The sequence below is a fragment of the Halalkalibacterium halodurans genome (genome assembly GCF_004376175.1).
In the GTDB taxonomy this organism is placed as follows: Bacteria; Bacillota; Bacilli; order Bacillales; family Bacillaceae_D; genus Halalkalibacterium; species Halalkalibacterium halodurans.
Genome location: NZ_SNUY01000043.1, coordinates 1 through 18,756, shown reverse-complemented (window position 1 = coordinate 18,756; position 18,756 = coordinate 1). Strand labels below are relative to the sequence as shown.

Genomic DNA, 18,756 nt, shown 5'->3' with positions numbered 1-18,756 from the left:
GGTTACTCATAAAAAATCGCCTTCTTTCGTTAATGTGGTGTGGTAACTTCATTATACCGAAAGAGGCGATTTTTTTGTATGTTTGGCATGAAAAAGGAGCTGTCAAAAGGTCATTTTTTATGACCTTTTGATACAGCCCCTTAGGACGAAAGAGCAGGTAAAGTAACCACTCTTCTCGAATTCTTAATGAGGTGGACACAATTGGATCTGAAAGTTGTCGTTGGTGCAGGACCTTATAACAATAACCCTGGTTGGATTCATACACAAGAGGAGGAGCTAAGCTTGCCGGACCAGAGCATGTGGGAGAAACGCTTTACTCCCGAATCGATTTCAGCTATTTTAGCAGAGCACGTTTGGGAGCATCTCACGTTTAGAGAAGGAGTCGAGGCAGCCAACATTTGCTATGATTTTCTCAAGCCGTCTGGATATATACGCTGTGCAGTGCCCGACGGTTTTTTCCGAGATGAAACGTATCAAGCCGTGGTACAAGTTGGTGGCCCTGGACCGAAAGACCATCCGGCTGCAAGTCATAAAATCGTTCATACATATGAAACGATATCAAACATGTTCAAAGAAGCTGGATTCACCGTAAAGTTGCTAGAATACTTTGACGAGAACGGAGCTTTCCTTTGTGAGGATTGGAACGGAGAGGATGGTGTAATTTTTCGTTCAAAGACATTTGACCCACGTAACCAAGGAGAGCAGATCGTCTTCCCTTCCTTAATCGTAGACGCAATTAAACCGCTCTAAGGAAACTCGTCCCTAGAGCGTTATGGAGTAGTTGTCTGCTTATTTCGAGGAACTGGATGTCCTCCCGTTCCGTTCATCATCGCAACAATGAGTTCGATAATGGCCACAAGAAGCAAGACAATCCCGATCGAGAAGATTGTCGGCAGCACGACAAATAAGTGAATAGCTGCTGCTGTCATTTGTCCTGGGACGTATTTTTTATAAAGGGACATCCCTTCGATTATGAAGCCGAGCATAATAAGAAACCAATAAACAAAAGGAGGAATGGTCGTAATCGTCACAAATCCAGCCATGTAAACGAGCAAAAAGAAAGTGAACGCTACAAACAACAAGCCATTGAGTCCAAGCATAGAAAAGGAGATCCAGCTTTTTTTGTATCGTCTTTCCTTGACAAGTAGATGGATATTAAACCCTAAAAGTAGGATTGCTAGTACAGGGATAACGCCTAAAAGCATACTATTCCCTCCTGAAAACAGACATCCATTTCTTATAAATAATACCATATCTATGTTCAAGAAAAAAATTTGCTCATCGTATTCGTCTATTTTTAAGATAATTGTTGTTTTACAGCATAGATCGCTAACTGGGTTCGATCTCGTAACTCCAATTTATCTAGGGCCTGGCTAATGTAGTTTTTCACGGTCCCGACACTTAAAAATAGGGCATCGGCAATTTCCTGATTGCTCTTCCCTTCCCCAACTAGTTTGACGACAGCTAGCTCTCGCTTCGTTAGCCTCGCGGTTCTTTCTTCTACTTCACCCGTTTGCTGGTGCAAAAGGCGCGGTAACACTTTTGCTGCGACCGTATCATCTAGGCTCATCCCGCCGTTTAGTGCACTTTTAATCGAGTGAATCAATCGATCCGCATCAGCATCTTTTAGCAAGTAACCGCAAGCCCCATATTTGAGTGCTTCCAATGCATACTCATCATCAGCAAAGGTCGTAAGAATTAAAATCTTTGCTTCTGGATGACGAGCGCGAATCTCTTTGGTAGCCTCTAATCCGGTTTTACCCGGCATTCGCACATCCATGAGCACAAGGTCGATAAGATATCGTTCATAGGCTTCCACCGCTTCTTGGCCGTTGCTAGCTTCAGCAATGACATGTAACGTTTCATCTTGTTCAATCATCATTTTCAGACCCTGTCTCACGAGGTGCTGATCTTCAGCAAGTAGTAAGTTTGCCATCCTATCCCTCCTTTATTGGAAAAACCCCAGTTGTGCGAAAAAGGTTCTCTGTTTGTAAGACGTCTAATCGTCCGTTCAACGCTTCTAATCGATCTGTGAGATTCGACAAACCAAACCCTTTCTCAAATGGAGCCGACGAATAAATGCGATTCTCAACACTCATCTGATAGCTGTTCCCTCCAATGACTTCAAGAGTAATGGCCACTTCCCGAGAATGCCCGTGGCGCATCGCATTCGTAATACCTTCTTGGACAAACCGGTACACGGTCACATATTGGTCATTCGTCAACGGTGCAGATAAAACCCCTTCTTTCGTTGTCAGTTGAACACGAACATGGCTCTCCGCTTCAAGTTTACGAATGAGCTGAAGCACCGATGCCATTCCATAGGTTTTTTGACTCAGCGCGCGGACAGCTTGTCTTGTTTCATTTAGGCTTTCTCTTGCCATTTGCTTTGCCTGTGAGACGAGCGATTTGATCTCTCCTGTGGCCGTCCGTTCGGTGATTTCAAGCTGCATCATGAGCGTCGTTAACTGATGGCCAACAGAGTCGTGCATATCTCGGGCAATGCGTGTTCTTTCCTCTGCCCGTGCATTTTGCTCCGACTGATAAGCGTGCCGTTTGAGTGCTCGATATTCCACCAAAAATGAAGTCCACTTGCTTTCTAGCTCGTCATATGTTTTTTTGAGCTTTGACATCGAAAGAGCGAAGGTCGTCATCCCTGTGAGGACAATCAGATGGAACAGCATTGGATAGGAATACGTATGAAACAAGTATGGAATGAGCGATAACGTAATAATGGCGACATATTCAAATTTGTGTGAGGGTTTTACCCTTTTGTCGCCCCACGCTAAATCGAGGATAAAAAAATAATACATTCCCCACGGATAAAATGAATCTGGTGAGAGAAAGACTAAATGAATCATCAGAAATGAAAGGACGAGCACGAACTGCCATAATCTCCGCATCTGGATGAGTGGACGGAGAAAATAGATGGCAAGCCAACTAGCGACGACAAAAAGAAACGTCGCACGGCCCTCTGCCATTGGAAGTTCATTCATTACGATAAGCGCCCATAGGAGGACGAGAAAACCTGATGTTAGGACAAAGGAAATCATTCGTTTCCTCCTTCTTTTATTCTATACAATGAAGCTATACTTTCATTCTATGACTTTGACGAAAATCCCTCAATCTTTTAAAAAATTATGAAACCAGCTCTAATGGCAAGGAAGCTCGTCATTTTCGTTTTCCCTCACCACTTACATAAAGTGAAAAAACAAAAACTCTAACAGCGGTTCCGTATGCTGTTAGAGTTTTATGATCAGGTTAAATCGATTCCTTGTTTTTTAATAAACGTCGTCACATGAGGGCGCTTTCGGGTAGAGAAGTGTTTCGCCATCATTTCACTCCAACTGTCTGTGCGTTTCCCATTTGTTCGTTTCGTATAGTACGCTTTCGTAATCTCATCATATCGCTCGAGATCAGCCTCATTAAAGGAGTAACGTTCCTCATGGACGACGGCGTTTTTTGAGAAGCGAGGCTTTTGTTCCGGTTGTTGGTCAGGATAGCCAACGCATAGACCCATAATCGGGATGACGAGTTCTGGCAGTTCCAGTTGTGCAGCCACTTGATCTGGATTGTTGCGAATACCGCCGATCATCACTCCCCCTAATCCGTAAGAGCGAGCAGCTAGCAGCATGTTTTGCGCCACCAACGCAGCATCTACGGCTCCGACTAATACATTTTCAACTTCATTTATTTCAAACGGCATTCCATGCTTGTCACTTGCCTGCTTCAAACGATAAAAATCAGCACAAATCACAAAAAAGACAGGGCACTCGGCAACATACGATTGATTGCCAGTTAATTCGGCCAGCTTGTTCTTTGACTCCTGATTTTTTACGACTACGATACTGTACGCCTGGACGTGATGGGATGACGGCGCCCACTGACCGGACGTTACAATGTCATCAATCACTTGATTTGAAATCGGTTCAGCGGTAAATTTCCGAATCGAACGATGCTGCTGAATGAGCGTTGTCATTTCATTGGTCACGTGACATCCTCCTTATGTAACGGTTTGTATTTTGTTGGTACCCGGCTTTGAAAAATAGGGACAGCTTCTCGCACTTCTGAAACCTTGTCTGGATTCAGCTTCGTGGTCAAGGTCTCCTCTTGATCACAACTGCCTTGGACTAAAACGTCCCCCCACGGATCAATGACCATCGATCGCCCTGCGAATGTGACGCCAGCATAGGCACCTACTCGGTTGCAGGAAATGACATAAGATTGATTCTCAATCGCCCGTGCACGTTGTAGGATTTCCCAGTGGACAGCTCTTGCTTCTGGCCATTCTGCCACAATATAAACAATTTCCGCCCCTTCTAGCGCAAGGGAACGCATCAACTCAGGGAAGCGAAGGTCATAGCAAATGACGAGACCCATTTTCGTTCCATCTAGCTCAAACACAGAGGCCGCAGCATCGCCCCCAGTTAAATAATCTGGTTCACTCAACATCGGGACTAGATGAATCTTATCATATTGATAAACAGTATGACCACGACGATCAAACACGAGGGCACGGTTGTACAGCTTCCCTTTTTCTTTCTTGGCGATAGAACCTGCAACGATGTTCACATTGTGCTCTCGTGCTAGCTCCTTTAAAAATAGCTCTGTATAACGCTCTTCCCCTTCCGCAAGATGCTCCAGTTGATCAAGAGTGTAAGCCGTCGTCCACATTTCCGGCAGTACGAGAAGATCAGGAACGTCCTCTTGCTGCATGACGTCCTCAATCCATTCTTTCACTTTGCGTTCATTCCCGCGAGGATCGCCTGGAAGAATATCCATTTGGTATAATGCCACCTTCATCGTCTCGCATCCTTCCTCAAACCGTATAGTCTAAAGACAAAACCTTCAACATATTTCATTTAATAGTAGAATAAAACCATTTTTTTCGTTACACTGATCTATGAAAATCTTAACAAGGAGCAACGAAAATGACAACGAAAGTACAAGTAACACCTACGTTAGAATCAAACCGAATTGAAGCGCTCGATATGATGCGAGGCTTTGCGTTACTTGGCATTTTACTCGTGAACATGCGCCATTTTCAATATGGCTTATTTCCGGAATACACAATGCCAGCACCTACTAGTTTCCTTGATTCGGGGGCTGATGCGCTCATTAGCATTTTAGCTCAAGGAAGCTTTTATACGTTATTCTCTTTCCTATTCGGGTACGGGATGGCGCTCATGAAAGATCGCTTCACCGAGCAAAAGCAAGGATTCGTAGCGGTATACTGGCGGCGGACGCTCATTCTTCTCCTTCTCGGCTATGTACACGGCCTGTTCATTTGGGACGGAGACATTTTGTTCATGTATGCGATTTGCAGTTTTTTGCTCTTTTTCTTTTTAAAGTTAACAGAGCGCGGTTTGTTGATTTGGGCGCTCATTTTACTTGGAATAATGGCCACCTCCGCATTAGGAGAATTATCGATGGAGGAAGATCCGTATACCGAGGCGGTTTTCCAGTCCATCGCCGCTTATAGTGAGGATGAGGATGCTGTTCTTTCGAGCGGCACTTATGGCGAGGTTGTTGAATTTCGGCGAACGGCTGATCCTACTGGCCTTGGTGTACTCGGAGACATTCTTATTTTCGTCAATAATATGATTTCCGTTATCGGCATGTTCTTGCTAGGCGCCTTCGTTCATCGAAAAGGCTGGATCGCCAACGCGGCTGAGCATAAAGCTATTTTTAAGCGAATGCTATGGATCGGCTTGCTCATAGGTTTTCCAATTAAAATCGCAACGGTCCTATCACCTGCTAACCTTGAAACGATCCAAATTATCATTGGTGGCCCACTAGTTGCTCTCTTTTATATTTCATGCATCGCCTTGTTTTCACAAACGGCTCAAGGGAAGAAGTTGCTTAAACCGTTTACTTATGTTGGTCGCCTGTCGTTAACCAACTATCTTTTACAGTCACTTGTGTTTACGACTGTTTTCTACGGATATGGACTCGGCTTATATGGCAGTCTTGGTCTTTTTGTTGGCTTGCTTCTGAGCATCGGCTTCTTTGCTTTACAAATCGTTTGCAGCCATTTCTGGTTACGTCACTTCCGAATCGGACCGATGGAATGGGTCTGGCGTGCAGGCACTTATCTTTCGATTCCGAAATGGCGGCGGTAATATTTCAATTAACATCTACTTTTAATAATGGTAGCATTCGATTTGCAAATACGGACGAGGGAGTTTCACCGATTCGGTGCGCTCCCATTTTTTTATAAAAAGGCTCGGCGTTCGGATCACTTTCGATGAGGAAAGACGAGATGTTTTCCTTTTTTGCACACGCGATCATCTCATGCCACATCTTTCTTCCATAACCGTTGCCAATCGTACTCACATCAATATAAAAAAAGTCGAGATACCATGAAGCTTGTTTTAAAAAACTAAATACACCGACGGGCTTTCCCTCTTGCTCATATACGTATACAATGGCCGGATCATCCTTTGTCATCGTTAACTCATTCCGGCAAGCTTTGATAAAGTGAAACTTGATTCAGTGGGGTTTTTAATCCCCGCTGAATGTTAGTTGAACCAATCGGGTTGTTACTGGCGCTTATCTCTCACTTAATCTTTCTTGTTAATCAAAGCGTTGAGGTGGGAGTCTTAGCGCCAGTTAAACGGGATAAAGCTAGGGTCATAGCCCCAATACGCTTTCGATTTCAACGCCAACTCCGAGAGCAGTGGGTATTCACTCTCATAAGGCTTACGAACACTCATCAATCGCTTGTCTCCTTTCGCTCACTCGTATCCACCTTTACCGGTTTTCCTAATTCAATCCCTTCAAGCGTCACTTTACTCGTGTGGCCTAAAAGACGCACACCACATTTCTCTGCTTCCTGCAACGCGGCCGAGAAATGAGGATCAATATGATAGGCAGGCCTGATTTCCGTTACATCCTCACGCTGTGCTAACAGAAGAATGGCGGTTTCATAGTCACCTGATTGCTGAATCGCTGTCAGCTCCTTTACATGTTTCGTCCCACGCGCCGTAACGGCGTCAGGAAAATAGGCGACCCCCGCTTCGGATAGCGTGACGCTTTTTATTTCGAGAAGCAACTGTTTTTCTCCTTCCCTAAGCAACACATCCCAGCGTGATCCTCCATACGTAAACTCTTGTCTTACATAAGCCCACTGACACAAAGGGAGGAATTCTTGCTGTTGCAACGCTTTCGTCACAAGTTGATTCGGCAATGTCGTATCGAGGGAAACGAGAACATCTCCTTCTGGAGCTTGGCTGCAAACGACGGACCACTGCGTTTTCCGGCTCGGGTTATCTACATGCCGAAGCCATATGGATGCTTCCGGTAGTAATAGCTCCTTTAATCTCCCTGGATCGGGCAGATGTGCCACCACCTCCTCGCCTGTATCGAGGCGGGCTTCTACGATAAAACGATTCGGTCGCCTTAAAAACGTTGCGTGGTGTAACCTTGTATTAAACGGTAAAAACATTAGTGTCGCTCCTTTTCTTCCATTCAAACGTACATAGCGTGAGCCATGGATCTATCACGATGCGAAACTTTTCGCAAAATCCGATTGATATAAACGAATTGCCGGTTCATTCCGTTCAGTTGTGGACACATATAAGGTGTTATATCTTGTTTTGACAAAAGTGACAAGGGAGCACCCAATTCCTTTTCTTCCTTCGTTTTCGGCTACAAACAGTTTCGCAATGGTTGCTACTGTTGCTTCCTTAGCTGGTTCAACGAAGATAACACCTAAAAGCGCGTCTTTGCGCTGAACACCGTAGACTACTCCGTGAAAGTTGGCCACCTCTTCGAAAGATTCTCGTAACGGCGGGAGATGAGGATATTCAATGAGGCTCGCTTCTCGTTGATAGCTCTCAAGCTGCAATTTGTGTATCCCTTTTGCGACGGGCGGCTCCGCCACTTGTAACCTCGTAATCTCCATCATTCATCCCCCTTTCTTTTAATACAACAAAAAATGCTACAGGCATCCTCCTATAGCATCTATCATCCGCCTTTATTTTTCAAGTGTTCTACGGTTTGCGAGGGCACGTCCCGCAATAGGTAGGCGGCTCCCCACACCGGTAACTAAAGCAGCACGTTTGCCTAAGCGGCGGAGTATCCTTCTCCTTAACGGCCTCTCTTCGTTCAGCCATTCGTGTGAACGGATGTTTACGCCCATGGCCAAACAGTTGAACGTCGGCTTCATAAAACAAAAAGTGACGATCCGCTTCGACTTGCCTTTTCACCGCCTCGTTTGTCCATTCCTCGCTTTGCTGTACTAAGGAATCATACAACCAATACAGATAGCTAAAGGTATTCTCCCATAAAATTTCTTTCGGAATCGATGTTGCCTTGCAAAGCACATCCCACATTTTATCTAAATGGTTGGCAAATAGAGTGAAGAACAGCGCTTCTCTTTCTTTTTCGCGTAATTCTAATGAAATAGGATGGATGCGCTCCTCATGAAAATAAAACGTCGGAAGCCAATAAGGATCTGTCTCCTTTTCACGATACACGACGTTTTCCATAGTGGGTTGAAAGCGCACATTCCATAGGGAAAATGCATAGAGCACTGGAACCGTCATTAAATAAGCATAACGTTTGGAAAACATAGACGCTGTTACGAGGAGGTCCGGAGCCTCTAATACATCCTTCACCTCGTGCAACAACGGGACAAGACATCCTTCATCTAGCAGCTCTGTCGCCTCATACTCTTTTTTTCCATCGTTTTCAAGTTCAGCCTTAAAAGATAGGCGCAGCTTTTTCAATGCTTCTTTTTCCCCGGACGATAACAGACGAGCATCATTCATAACAGGTGGCTCGATCATGTCGCGACACCTACATCTTTCACGATACAACGCCCTTTGCCATAAGGGATACAAAGAGGTGTTCCAAACAATGGATCAGACGTAACCTGACACTCCATCTCAAATACGTGTCTTACAAGCTCACACGAGATCACTTCTTCCGGTTTTCCTTGAGCGTACACCGTCCGATCTTTTACAGCGATCAAATGGTGGGCGTAGCGACAAGCTAAATTAAGGTCATGAAGAACCATCACGATCGTACGTTTCTCTCGTTCATTTAATTCAAAAAGCAAATCCAAGATTTCAATTTGATGAGTTAAATCTAAGTATGTTGTCGGTTCATCTAATAAGATGATTTCTGTATCTTGCGCAAGGGTCATCGCAATCCACGCCCGCTGCCGCTGGCCCCCAGACAACGCATCCACCGGACGATCTGCAAGCTCTGTTAGCCTTGTCGCTTCCAACGCCTGCATCACCTTTTCCTCATCCTTAGATGTCCATTTTTTGAACAAGCCTTGATGAGGGTACCGCCCTTGTTTAATGAGCTGATATACCGTCAACCCTTCTGGCGCCTCTGGACCTTGTGGCAAAATTGCAAGTTTCGTAGCCACTTCCTTCGTGGCCAATTGCTGAATCGAAGAACCTTCTAAAAGCACTGCGCCACTTTGAGGTTTTAATAGACGAGCAAGAGAACGGAGGAGCGTTGATTTCCCACAGCCATTCCCACCAATAAGGACGGTAATTTCCCCTTTAGGAATATTGAGGTCAAGCTCCTCAATAATAATCGTATCATCGTACCCGAGGGTTAGGTTCTTCGTTTCAATCGAAAACATTGCGATCATCCTCCATGTTTCAATGGTTTAAGTTTTCCGTAATAAATACAAAATGTATGGAGTTCCAAGGACAGCCACGACTAGACCGGCTGGAATTTCCTTAGGTGCAAGCAACAAGCGACCAACAAAATCAGCAGCAACGAGCATGATCCCACCTACTAGCAAACTTAGAGGAATCATGGCTTTATGTTCAACCCCCACAATCCGTCGAACAGCATGTGGTGCTAACAACCCAATAAAGCCAATGGTTCCAACAACGGAGACACTAGCAGCTCCGGCACTGACTCCTAGCAATATCGCAATCAATCGCGTCTGCGTAACGTCGAGTCCGAGTCCCGTTGCCACGTCATCTCCATAGGCGAGCAAATCCATTTTCCGTGACAACAGATAGCCGATCGGAATCGCGATTATCGCAAACAAGGTGACAAGTTGAACATCTGTCCAACTTTTTGCATACGTACTTCCTGCTAACCACGCAAGCGCAGGTGCTACCCCTAATTGGGCTTTGACGACCATTATTTGAATGATCGCTGAACCAACGGCCGAAACGGCCACTCCCATAAGCGCTAACAAAATGGGTTCCCAATTTGAACGCCACGTGACGAGCAAAATAATCGCAATGGAAATACTGGCACCAATGATCGCAGCAAACGGTAAAAATTGAAACGAAGCAGTTGGGAACAGGACGAGGAAGATCATCGCCCCTGCTCCCCCTCCCGAAGTAATCCCGAGAACGGTCGGATCTGCTAATGGATTACGGAGCACCCCTTGCAAGAGGACACCACACAAAGCAAGAAGCATTCCGACTAGAAACGCCGTAATGATTCGCGGGACACGAAGCTGCCAAACGAACGGTGAGAAAATCTGTTTGTCGAGCCAATCTTGCAATGAAAAGAAGTTTGTTCCACCGAATGATAGAGAGACAACCAAAATGGCCACGCTAATACCAACCATGATCGAAGCAACGAGCCAATAAGGAGTCGCTACGACATGACCACCTAATCGGTTGCGACGCTGCGAATGCTTTTTTCCCGTACGATAGGCAAGATACATAAGCCACGGACCACCAATGATCGCTGTCATCGCTCCGACAGGAATCTCTCTCCCTGGCTCAATCCAGCGTGCAAGTACGTCCGCACCAACAAGGAGGACAGCGCCCCATAAAAACGAATGGAGAAACAAAGGTGTATGATTCCGAACCCCCATCATTCGCACTAAATGGGGAGCGATCAAGCCAATAAAGCCAATTGGCCCAACTACACTAACGGTCGCTGCCGCAAGAAAGATCGCCACGAGCCAGCCTAACCACTTCGTACGAGCGACCGATTGACCGAGGGACGTAGCGACATCGTCTCCTAGGGCGTAAAGATCCATCGACTTTCCGAGTAACAACGCTCCAATCCATCCAGCAAAAATGAAGCCAACGGAAAATTTCACACCCGTCCAATCTAACTGAACGAGGGTACCTGATCCCCAGAGAAATAACCCGTTTGTCTCATTTTCATAAATGAGCTGCAAGCTTCCAGTAATCGATGAAAATAACATTGTGACGATCATCCCTGTCAACGCGACACGAACGGGCTCCATCGCCTTACCAACGAGAGCTAGGACGAGCAGTGCGGAGACTGCCGCTCCCATAAATGAAACGATCAGCGGGAATTGTCCAAGAACGTTCGGAACAAAAATCATCGCTGCCACGACAAACAAGTAAGCCCCGGCATTAATGCCGAGAATTCCTGCTGAGGCTAACGGGTTTTTCGTTAGCGTTTGCAACATGGCACCCGCAACGGCTAGTGCACCACCGGCGAGAATCCCCATTAACACCCTCGGAAGCCTGAGCGTGACGACGATATCTTGTACGCGACCTTCTGTCCAGACGTCGTTTACAATTTCGGAAAGCGTCAAATTCGCTTGGCCTTGAGTCACATGAATCGCACTTAACAGTAAAAGTAGGAGAAAGCCTCCTGCAAAAAGCAAGGTAGGCTTTCGTTGTTTTAAGCTACTCATGACTATTGTGTAAGGGAATCAACGAGGCGATCAACGAGTGTTTTCGCTGAAAGTGGACCGCCATATAGCCAAGCATCTCCGCCAAGAGAATATGTCCGCTCTTCCTGGACGAAATTCAGATTGGTCCAAACAGGGTTATCTGCAAGTTGATCCTCAAACACATTGTCATCTTCCTGCACAACGTAAATGAAGTTAGCATCCTCGTACTCTGGAAGAGCTTCAACATTTACTTCAGAATACCCGTACATTTCAAACGCATCTGGCTCATGGACATTTTCAAGCCCTAAGTTTTCGAGAATGATCGTTGCCATTCCATTTGGCGCAAAAATTCGAATCGCTGGCGCTTGTGGACCAGAGTAAGCCATCGCTAAAATGAATTCGTTCGATTCAAGATCAGCCTCTGCAATCGCTTCTTTTGCTTCTTCAAATTTTTGCTCCATTTCAGCTAATACGGTTGCAGCTTCATCTTCACGTTGTACGACCTTTGCGATCGTTTCAAACGTTGTCACCATTTCGTCGTATTGATTAATCGATTCATCCTCTGGATATGGTTCAAAGAATAACGTCGGAGCAATTAGGTCAAGCTCATCTTTAATCGCTTCGTGACGGAACTTTGCAGTAATGATTAAATCTGGCTCAAGAGCTGCAATTTCTTCTAAATTTGGCTCTTGACGCGTACCTACATCCACGACCTCGTCTGAGAGTTCAGCCTCAATATCAACCCACGCCTCAAAACCTTCAATATCAGCCATACCGACAGGCTGGACTCCTAAAGCTAGCAAATCTTCTGCATATGTCCACTCTAGAACAACAATTCGTTCAGGAACGTCCTCAAATTCGACCGTACCAAAGACATCCTCAACAGAGTATGGACCTGACGCTTCCGCTCCTTCATCCCCTGTCTCTTCGACTTGTTCTTGATCTCCTGCTTCTGGTTCTTCACCTTCGCTTGGTTCATTTCCTCCGCATGCAGCTAGTAGGACAAAAACGAAAGACATTGCCAATGTAAAAAGCCAACGGTTTCTCATCAATGTACTCCTCCAACTATTATATTTCTAATGTCCTGATAATGATTATCACTTACCTGATTATAAAACGAGTGAGAACAATTTTCAACAAACAAGTGAGAATCAATCTCATATTTTCTTCTTTTACCTGCGGTGAAAAATGTCATGTTTAATGAACATAGAATGGTTCCTTCTTAATCAAACGCCCTTCTCACGATTAGAAAGTTCCCTTTTCCCCCTTACCGCCTCCATGTTTTTGTTCAATTTTGTGTGAAGGTGGAAAACCCTCCCCCAATTGTGCATAGACATTTACAAAAGGGGGAGTCAACATGAGACCGAGACCATTAAAAAGGGTAAAACCCCGAAAAAGGCGCGGGCCCCTTCCATTGCGCTACGTCTTTTTATTTTCCTTTTTAATCTTTACATTTTTAACGGTGATTGGCTTTTGGCTCGTGGAACAATCGATAAGACCGACGCTTATTAGCATTGCTTCTAATGAGACAAAACTCATTGCCACATCCGTCATCAATGATGCCGTCTCGCGAAACATTGTCGATCAGCTCGACCAAGATGAGCTTTTCATCGAAAAAGGCGACAATCAAGTGCAGTTTAACACACAAATTTACAACCGACTCGTTTCCGAAGCAACGGTCAGGGTTCAGAACCACTTAAAAGCGATTGAACAAGGACTTGTCACAGACTTAAACTTGCATTCGATCTTAAATGATCAAGATGTGAAAATTACGGATGGTGGGATCATGTACACGATTCCGCTCGGGCAAGCAACCAACAATGCCCTTTTAGCCCATTTCGGTCCCCACGTGCCTGTTCGCTTCTCAACGATCGGGGAAATAAGCACCGACCTCAATTTAGAAGTCATCGATACGGGGATCAACAATACGACCCTCGCTGTTAGCTTTGATGTCATGGTTGATGCGCAAATCGTCATCCCTTTTGCGACCGCAACCGAAGCCTACGAAACGACGGTACCAATTGGCATTTTGAACATTCAAGGAGAGGTTCCTGAAATCTATTCCGAAGGGGGCGGAATGGTGTTACCAGCTGTCCCACCAAGCTCTGAAACAGGTGAAGAAGAAAGTGAATAACTGAAATAGCTCTTCTCCTAAGCGAGAAGGGCTATGTACATTTCGGGTAAGAGTCTGGAAACAAGCCAAGTTTTTCTAATGAATCATTCTTGTTTCGCATATTGTGAACATAAAGGCGGTGATACAAATGAAGAAAAACGATGAAACTTCTCGTAACCTCATTGGGCTTGATCAACAGCACTTTATCCATCCCACCTCTTCCATGCAACAACAGCAGCAGCACGGGCCTGCCCATATTTTTGTACGTGGGAAAGGTGTTTACTTGTATGACCATGATGGAAAAGCATACCTTGATGGCATGTCATCATTATGGAACGTCAATGTAGGGCACGGACGGAGAGAACTTGGAGAGGTCGCTAAAAAACAAATGGACACGCTCGCGTTCTCATCCTGCTTTGCCACCTTTAGCAATAAGCCTGCAATTGAATTAGCAGCAAAGCTGGCTCGCGTGTCGCCTCCTTCCTTGCGCGCCACCTTTTTTACGTCGGGCGGATCAGAAGCAAACGATACGGCGTTCAAGTTAGCTAGACACTATTGGAAAGTAAAAGACCAGCCGAAAAAAAGAAAAATCATTGCCCGCATGAAGTCCTATCACGGGGTCGCCATGGGAGCCACGAGCGCTACCGGGTTGAAACCGTTTCGCGATTTTGCTCCCTCGCTTGCTCCGGACTTCCTACATGTCGACCATATGTCAATAGAAGCGTTGCGAGCAATGATTGATCGAGAGGGACCTGAGACGATCGCGGCCTTTGTTTGTGAACCGATTCAAGGAGCGGGCGGTGTTCATGTGGCGCCCGATTCGTACTTGTGTGACATTCGTAGCATTTGCGATGAATACGAACTGCTGTTCATTGCAGATGAAGTCATTACCGGCTTCGGACGAACGGGAGCCTATTTTGGTTGCGATCATGCCAACATTAGCCCTGATATGATGTGCATCGCCAAAGGGATTACGAGCGGATATGCACCGCTCGGTGGTGTGATGCTGTCAAAATCATTGCACGAACAGCTAACGGTACATTCCCACGGTACGCTTTTACATGGCTATACGTATAGCGGCCATCCAACGTCTTGTGCTGTTGCCCTTAAGAACATTCAGATAATCGAGGAAGAGAACTTGATCGACCATGCAGCAACCATGGGGGAAAAGCTGCTTCTCGGCTTCCGTACCATTCAAGAGCAATATTCCGAGATTCATGACGCTCGAGGTAGAGGATTGATGGCCGCACTCGCGTTTTCTCATAACGGAAAAAACGAACCCCTCGCACCAAAGGTTGTGCAAGCGGCTGATCAGCGTGGTCTGATTTTGCGCGCCGTTACCTTTGATCAACAAGACGTGCTCGTCTGTGCCCCACCTCTAATCATCAATGAAGAAGAACTGAATCAATTGCTATCCATTCTCGAGTCCTCCGTGCAGGCTGTCGTCTCATGATTCCGTGATCATGTATAGTGACAAGTTGTTCAATCATACACTTTAACAAATGCGATAACACTATCGGAGAGCAAAGGAGGGGTTTCTTGTATTATCCATACTGGCAATTAGGGGGCACTCCGTGGTACCAGCCTCCTGTTCAGCAGCAGGCACCTCCTTATTTTCAGTTACCGCCATTGTACACTGGACCATACTCTAGCCCGTATCAGACGTCGCTTGTTCCTTACTTAACGAGACCACTACGTACACCAGAGACTCCCCAGGATCGTACTCGCACCATCATGCGAGATTTAATGACTGCTATTGATGGAGAACACCGTGCCATTCAATGCTATCAGCAAATGGCGCAACACGCCCCAACGAAAAAAGAGCAGCAGCAAATAGAGGAAATCATAACGGATGAACAGCGACACTTACGGACTTTTTCAGCACTCTATCAACAAATAACCGAAAAACAGCATGAACCGACCACCGATCAAAAAATCTCACACAACTACGAAAAAGCATTAGCGTTTGCTGTTGAAGAAGAGCAAAAGACCGTTGATTTTTATTTAGAAGTGGCCGATCATGCCCCTAATTTACAAATTCGTGAAGCATTTCAACGGGCCGCCAAAGATGAACAAAACCATGCGGTGTGGTTTCTCTATTTTTTAACGAAGCGCCTGACCTCAAAGCTCTAAAGATGAGCCTGAGGTCATTTTAATTTATTTCTCCTAAATAACCGGCGCAGAATTCTTATATGCTTTTAGGCGGGGTAGTGCGCTATTCGTGCGTCCACTCCCTATAGCTATGAGGATTCGGTTTTTCCAGCTTTTAAAAGATCATTCCATTTGCCATCGGAAAACGAAAGACAGATAATAGACATAACGATTAAAATCTAGGAGTCTATTATTATGGATACGGTTACCCATGGATTACTAGGATATGGTGTATATGCTGCCTTCAAAAAGCCCTTCATGGAAACACATAAAAAGTGGTATGCTTTGGCAAGCATTGTCGCCGCTGAAATTCCAGACATTGACGGGTTACTCTTTAACGATGGTGAGGCGTATTTGCGCATTCACCGTGGGCTTACTCATTCACTTTTGATTTCCCCACTGATGGCCGCCTTAGCTGTTGGGATCATCTATCTTGTTGCCTTTAAAAAACGAAAAGAACTTTCATGGAAATGGATTTATTTCCTTTCACTTTTTTCGGTGCTCTCCCATTTAGGAGCCGATTGGCTAACCACATGGGGGACAGGGTTGCTTGAACCGTTTGTTGACTCTCGTTATTCGTTAGGCTTTTTACCGATTGTCGATCTTCCCATTCTTCTATTCTTCATTACTGGTTTTATTCTACGTAAAAAACTAGGAACGAAAAAGGCGTTTCGCATCGTTTGGATTGCCATCTTCATGTATGTTGGCTCCCAAGGAATGCAGAATCTATGGATCAAACAACAAGTCTCCGAACAGTATGAGGAAACGGTAGTCTCTGCTAGCTTTATTCCAACTCAATTCACGGTGTTCGGCAAGAATGGAAACGTGATCGAAATTTATTCTAAAAGCTTATGGAGTGAAGGAGAAAAAACGATCATCGAGACTGTTGATGATCCGTTGATTGTGGAAAAGGTCCTGGAAGACCCTTATGCAGAAACGATCGCCTGGTTTGCTCCTTTTTATGGAATTACGTTAGATGAGAACGAACATCATGCCGTCATTTTCGATCCGCGATTTTACAATCGTGGCACCTCGATCCTTGAAACCGAAGTTCTCGTTGGTGAGAATGACTAGGCGTTTTCAAAGTAAGGGGGGATTCAAACCAATGAAAACCTTACTCCTTTAACTCCCCGTGCTGACACGTGGAGTTAATCACAGTCGCTTTTTTTGTTGCCTTGTTATCACACTTTTCTTTTATGGCGTCACGGATGGATGATCATCACTGTCATTCGTTTGGGATCTTTCAAATCATAACCTCCTTTCGAAACGAAAAAGAGGCTGGGACAAAACTAGCCAAAAATAGTAAGTAAAAAGGTTCCAAGCAAATAATAAGTGCTTGGAACCTTTTTTGTGGAGTTTTTCTTATTTCCTGGCCCTATGTCACCGTTCGTGGCCGTGTACTTTCTCAAGTTCACGGCCATAAATGCAAACCCCAATTCATTTTTCACTTTATCTTTGCCTCTGACGGACATTCGAGTGAAACCCAAATTAGCCTTCAGAAAACCGAACACTGGTTCTACTTCAACTTTTCGTTTCCTGTAAATTTCACCAGTTTTCTCGTCTGAAAGCTTCATACGTATATTTTCTTTTTGAGATTCCCACTTTTCATTAATGTAGACTTTTCGATTGTTGCCTTCTTTTGCTTTCGTGCACAGTTCGCGGAATGGACAGCCTGAACAATCTTCACATTCGTACACTTTAAATTCCCGTGTGAATCCGTACCTGTCTGTTCGTTTGGACTGATGGCTAAACCATACTTTTTGACCATTTGGACATCGGAAAGCGTCCTCTTCCTCATTATAATCCCAATTGTCTACATGAAAAGCATTGTCTTTGTGTTTCCTTTTCTTTTCCTTTCGATACTGATTGTATGTAATAAGTGGCGTTCGATTTCGATTCTCAATGATTTCTTCATAGTTCTGTTCGCTTCCGTATCCTGCATCTGCAACGATATATTCTGGTAATTCGAAGAAATCTTCTATCGTTTGAAGAAATGGAATCAAGGTGCGTGTATCTGTTGGATTTGGAAAAACATCGTAAGCGAGTGCGTATTGACCTTCTGTCGCAAGTTGTACATTATAACCAGCTTTCAATTGACCGTTCTTCATGTAATCGTCCTTCATCCGCATAAACGTCGCATCAGGATCAGTTTTTGAATAGCTATTGCGTTCGCCGAAAGTCTCCATATCTTTTTGATACTTTTGTTTACGAGCAATGAAATCCATGAACTGCTTACGAGCTTGTTTTGGTGCTTTACGTTCAGCGCGAATGTTCTTCCGTTCACTGCCGACCTCACAAGCTTCAATTTTTTTATCATATTCGCTGACTGTTTCGTCTAACTTTTTGACCACTTCTTCCATTTCTTTAACGGTTAGTTCTTCTTTACTTTCTCGTTCTATCGCTGGGATAATTTCCTTTTCCAATAATTCATCATACAGTTGGTTGGACTTTTCTATTAATTTTTCACTATATTGTTCGACGGATTTTCTCCATACAAAGGTAAATTTGTTTGCGTTCGCTTCAATCTTCGTACCATCAATAAAAATTGCTTCTTCTTCAATCAACTCCTTTTCCACGAGTTGATTACGGAATTGGACAAAACATTCGCGCAGTAATTTTTCAATAAGTGGATTGGAACGGAAACGATTAATCGTCCGATAGCTCGGCTCATTTCCTTGGGCTAACCACATCATCCGAATACTGTCTTGGAGCAACGCTTCTATCTTACGACCAGAAAACACAGATTGTGTATACCCACACAAAATAACTTTTAACATCATACGAGGATGATAGGCAGGACGTCCAGTTTGGCGTAAGAAATCTTTGAATGCTTCCTCTGGTATGCTCTCTACAAGGTCATTAATCGCAAAAGCAATATCATTTTCTTGTAATTTTATTTCTA

General features: G+C 44.7%; 19 protein-coding genes. 6 read left to right on the top strand and 13 right to left on the bottom strand.

From position 1 onward, the window contains the following. Window positions 1-186 precede the first annotated feature (186 nt). Window positions 187-750, top strand: coding sequence for a class I SAM-dependent methyltransferase (locus E2L07_RS13720; protein ID WP_134229845.1), 564 nt, complete (start codon window positions 187-189; stop codon window positions 748-750). A 20-nt stretch (window positions 751-770) separates the two neighbouring features. On the opposite strand, the gene E2L07_RS13715 is transcribed toward E2L07_RS13720, so the two are convergent. From E2L07_RS13715 to E2L07_RS13695, 5 genes are all read right to left on the bottom strand, one after another. Further along, window positions 771-1,205, bottom strand: coding sequence for a hypothetical protein (locus E2L07_RS13715; RefSeq protein ID WP_010897222.1), 435 nt, complete (start codon window positions 1,203-1,205; stop codon window positions 771-773). Between the two features lie 92 nt (window positions 1,206-1,297). Beyond that, window positions 1,298-1,936 (bottom strand): response regulator transcription factor, encoded by a 639-nt coding sequence (locus E2L07_RS13710; protein ID WP_053431702.1) that lies wholly within the window; start codon window positions 1,934-1,936, stop codon window positions 1,298-1,300. A 1-nt stretch (window position 1,937) separates the two neighbouring features. Then, complete coding sequence (locus tag E2L07_RS13705; RefSeq protein ID WP_053431703.1) at window positions 1,938-3,053, bottom strand: sensor histidine kinase; 1,116 nt, start codon at window positions 3,051-3,053, stop codon at window positions 1,938-1,940. Window positions 3,054-3,256: 203 nt separating this feature from the next. Further along, the gene (gene nfsA, locus E2L07_RS13700; RefSeq protein ID WP_134229844.1) at window positions 3,257-3,991 is read right to left on the bottom strand and encodes an oxygen-insensitive NADPH nitroreductase; all 735 of its coding nucleotides are present in this window, start codon (window positions 3,989-3,991) and stop codon (window positions 3,257-3,259) included. Then, on the bottom strand, window positions 3,988-4,803 hold the full coding sequence (locus E2L07_RS13695; protein ID WP_134229843.1) for a carbon-nitrogen family hydrolase: 816 nt from the start codon (window positions 4,801-4,803) through the stop codon (window positions 3,988-3,990). Before E2L07_RS13695 ends, nfsA begins: the two co-directional genes overlap by 4 nt. Window positions 4,804-4,931: 128 nt before the next feature. Between E2L07_RS13695 and E2L07_RS13690 the strand changes: the two genes are divergently transcribed. After that, on the top strand, window positions 4,932-6,122 hold the full coding sequence (locus tag E2L07_RS13690; RefSeq protein WP_134229842.1) for a DUF418 domain-containing protein: 1,191 nt from the start codon (window positions 4,932-4,934) through the stop codon (window positions 6,120-6,122). A gap of 4 nt (window positions 6,123-6,126) precedes the next feature. On the opposite strand, the gene E2L07_RS13685 is transcribed toward E2L07_RS13690, so the two are convergent. The 7 genes from E2L07_RS13685 to E2L07_RS13655 form a co-directional block, all read right to left on the bottom strand. Continuing rightward, a complete protein-coding gene (locus tag E2L07_RS13685; protein WP_134229841.1) occupies window positions 6,127-6,450 on the bottom strand; it encodes a GNAT family N-acetyltransferase in 324 nt (107 codons plus the stop codon). A 265-nt stretch (window positions 6,451-6,715) separates the two neighbouring features. Further along, window positions 6,716-7,447: a DNA/RNA nuclease SfsA gene (gene sfsA, locus E2L07_RS13680; protein WP_010897212.1), complete on the bottom strand. Its 732-nt coding sequence runs from the start codon at window positions 7,445-7,447 to the stop codon at window positions 6,716-6,718. Window positions 7,448-7,501: 54 nt separating this feature from the next. After that, a complete protein-coding gene (locus E2L07_RS13675; RefSeq protein WP_166740083.1) occupies window positions 7,502-7,906 on the bottom strand; it encodes a GNAT family N-acetyltransferase in 405 nt (134 codons plus the stop codon). Window positions 7,907-7,994: 88 nt separating this feature from the next. Next, window positions 7,995-8,792, bottom strand: a complete 798-nt coding sequence (locus E2L07_RS13670; protein WP_134229839.1) for an IucA/IucC family C-terminal-domain containing protein — start codon at window positions 8,790-8,792, stop codon at window positions 7,995-7,997. After that, window positions 8,789-9,604, bottom strand: a complete 816-nt coding sequence (locus E2L07_RS13665) for an ABC transporter ATP-binding protein (protein WP_010897209.1) — start codon at window positions 9,602-9,604, stop codon at window positions 8,789-8,791. Before E2L07_RS13665 ends, E2L07_RS13670 begins: the two co-directional genes overlap by 4 nt. A 27-nt stretch (window positions 9,605-9,631) precedes the next feature. After that, window positions 9,632-11,611 (bottom strand): Fe(3+)-hydroxamate ABC transporter permease FhuB, encoded by a 1,980-nt coding sequence (gene fhuB, locus E2L07_RS13660; protein WP_134229838.1) that lies wholly within the window; start codon window positions 11,609-11,611, stop codon window positions 9,632-9,634. 2 nt (window positions 11,612-11,613) lie between these two features. Next, entirely contained in the window at window positions 11,614-12,639 is a 1,026-nt protein-coding gene (locus E2L07_RS13655) for an ABC transporter substrate-binding protein (RefSeq protein ID WP_010897207.1), read from the bottom strand. Between the two features lie 308 nt (window positions 12,640-12,947). On the opposite strand from E2L07_RS13655, the gene yunB reads away from it, so the two are divergent. The 4 genes from yunB (at window position 12,948) to E2L07_RS13635 (ending at window position 16,928) form a co-directional block, all read left to right on the top strand. Next, the gene (gene yunB, locus E2L07_RS13650; protein WP_010897206.1) at window positions 12,948-13,724 is read left to right on the top strand and encodes a sporulation protein YunB; all 777 of its coding nucleotides are present in this window, start codon (window positions 12,948-12,950) and stop codon (window positions 13,722-13,724) included. 127 nt (window positions 13,725-13,851) lie between these two features. After that, window positions 13,852-15,156 (top strand): aminotransferase family protein, encoded by a 1,305-nt coding sequence (locus E2L07_RS13645; protein WP_053431710.1) that lies wholly within the window; start codon window positions 13,852-13,854, stop codon window positions 15,154-15,156. A gap of 86 nt (window positions 15,157-15,242) precedes the next feature. After that, window positions 15,243-15,836, top strand: a complete 594-nt coding sequence (locus E2L07_RS13640; RefSeq protein ID WP_010897204.1) for a ferritin family protein — start codon at window positions 15,243-15,245, stop codon at window positions 15,834-15,836. A gap of 213 nt (window positions 15,837-16,049) precedes the next feature. Further along, complete coding sequence (locus tag E2L07_RS13635; protein WP_053431711.1) at window positions 16,050-16,928, top strand: metal-dependent hydrolase; 879 nt, start codon at window positions 16,050-16,052, stop codon at window positions 16,926-16,928. 215 nt (window positions 16,929-17,143) lie between these two features. On the opposite strand, the gene E2L07_RS13630 is transcribed toward E2L07_RS13635, so the two are convergent. Beyond that, the coding region (locus E2L07_RS13630; protein ID WP_243854960.1) for an IS1182 family transposase at window positions 17,144-18,756 on the bottom strand (1,613 nt) is incomplete at its 5' end.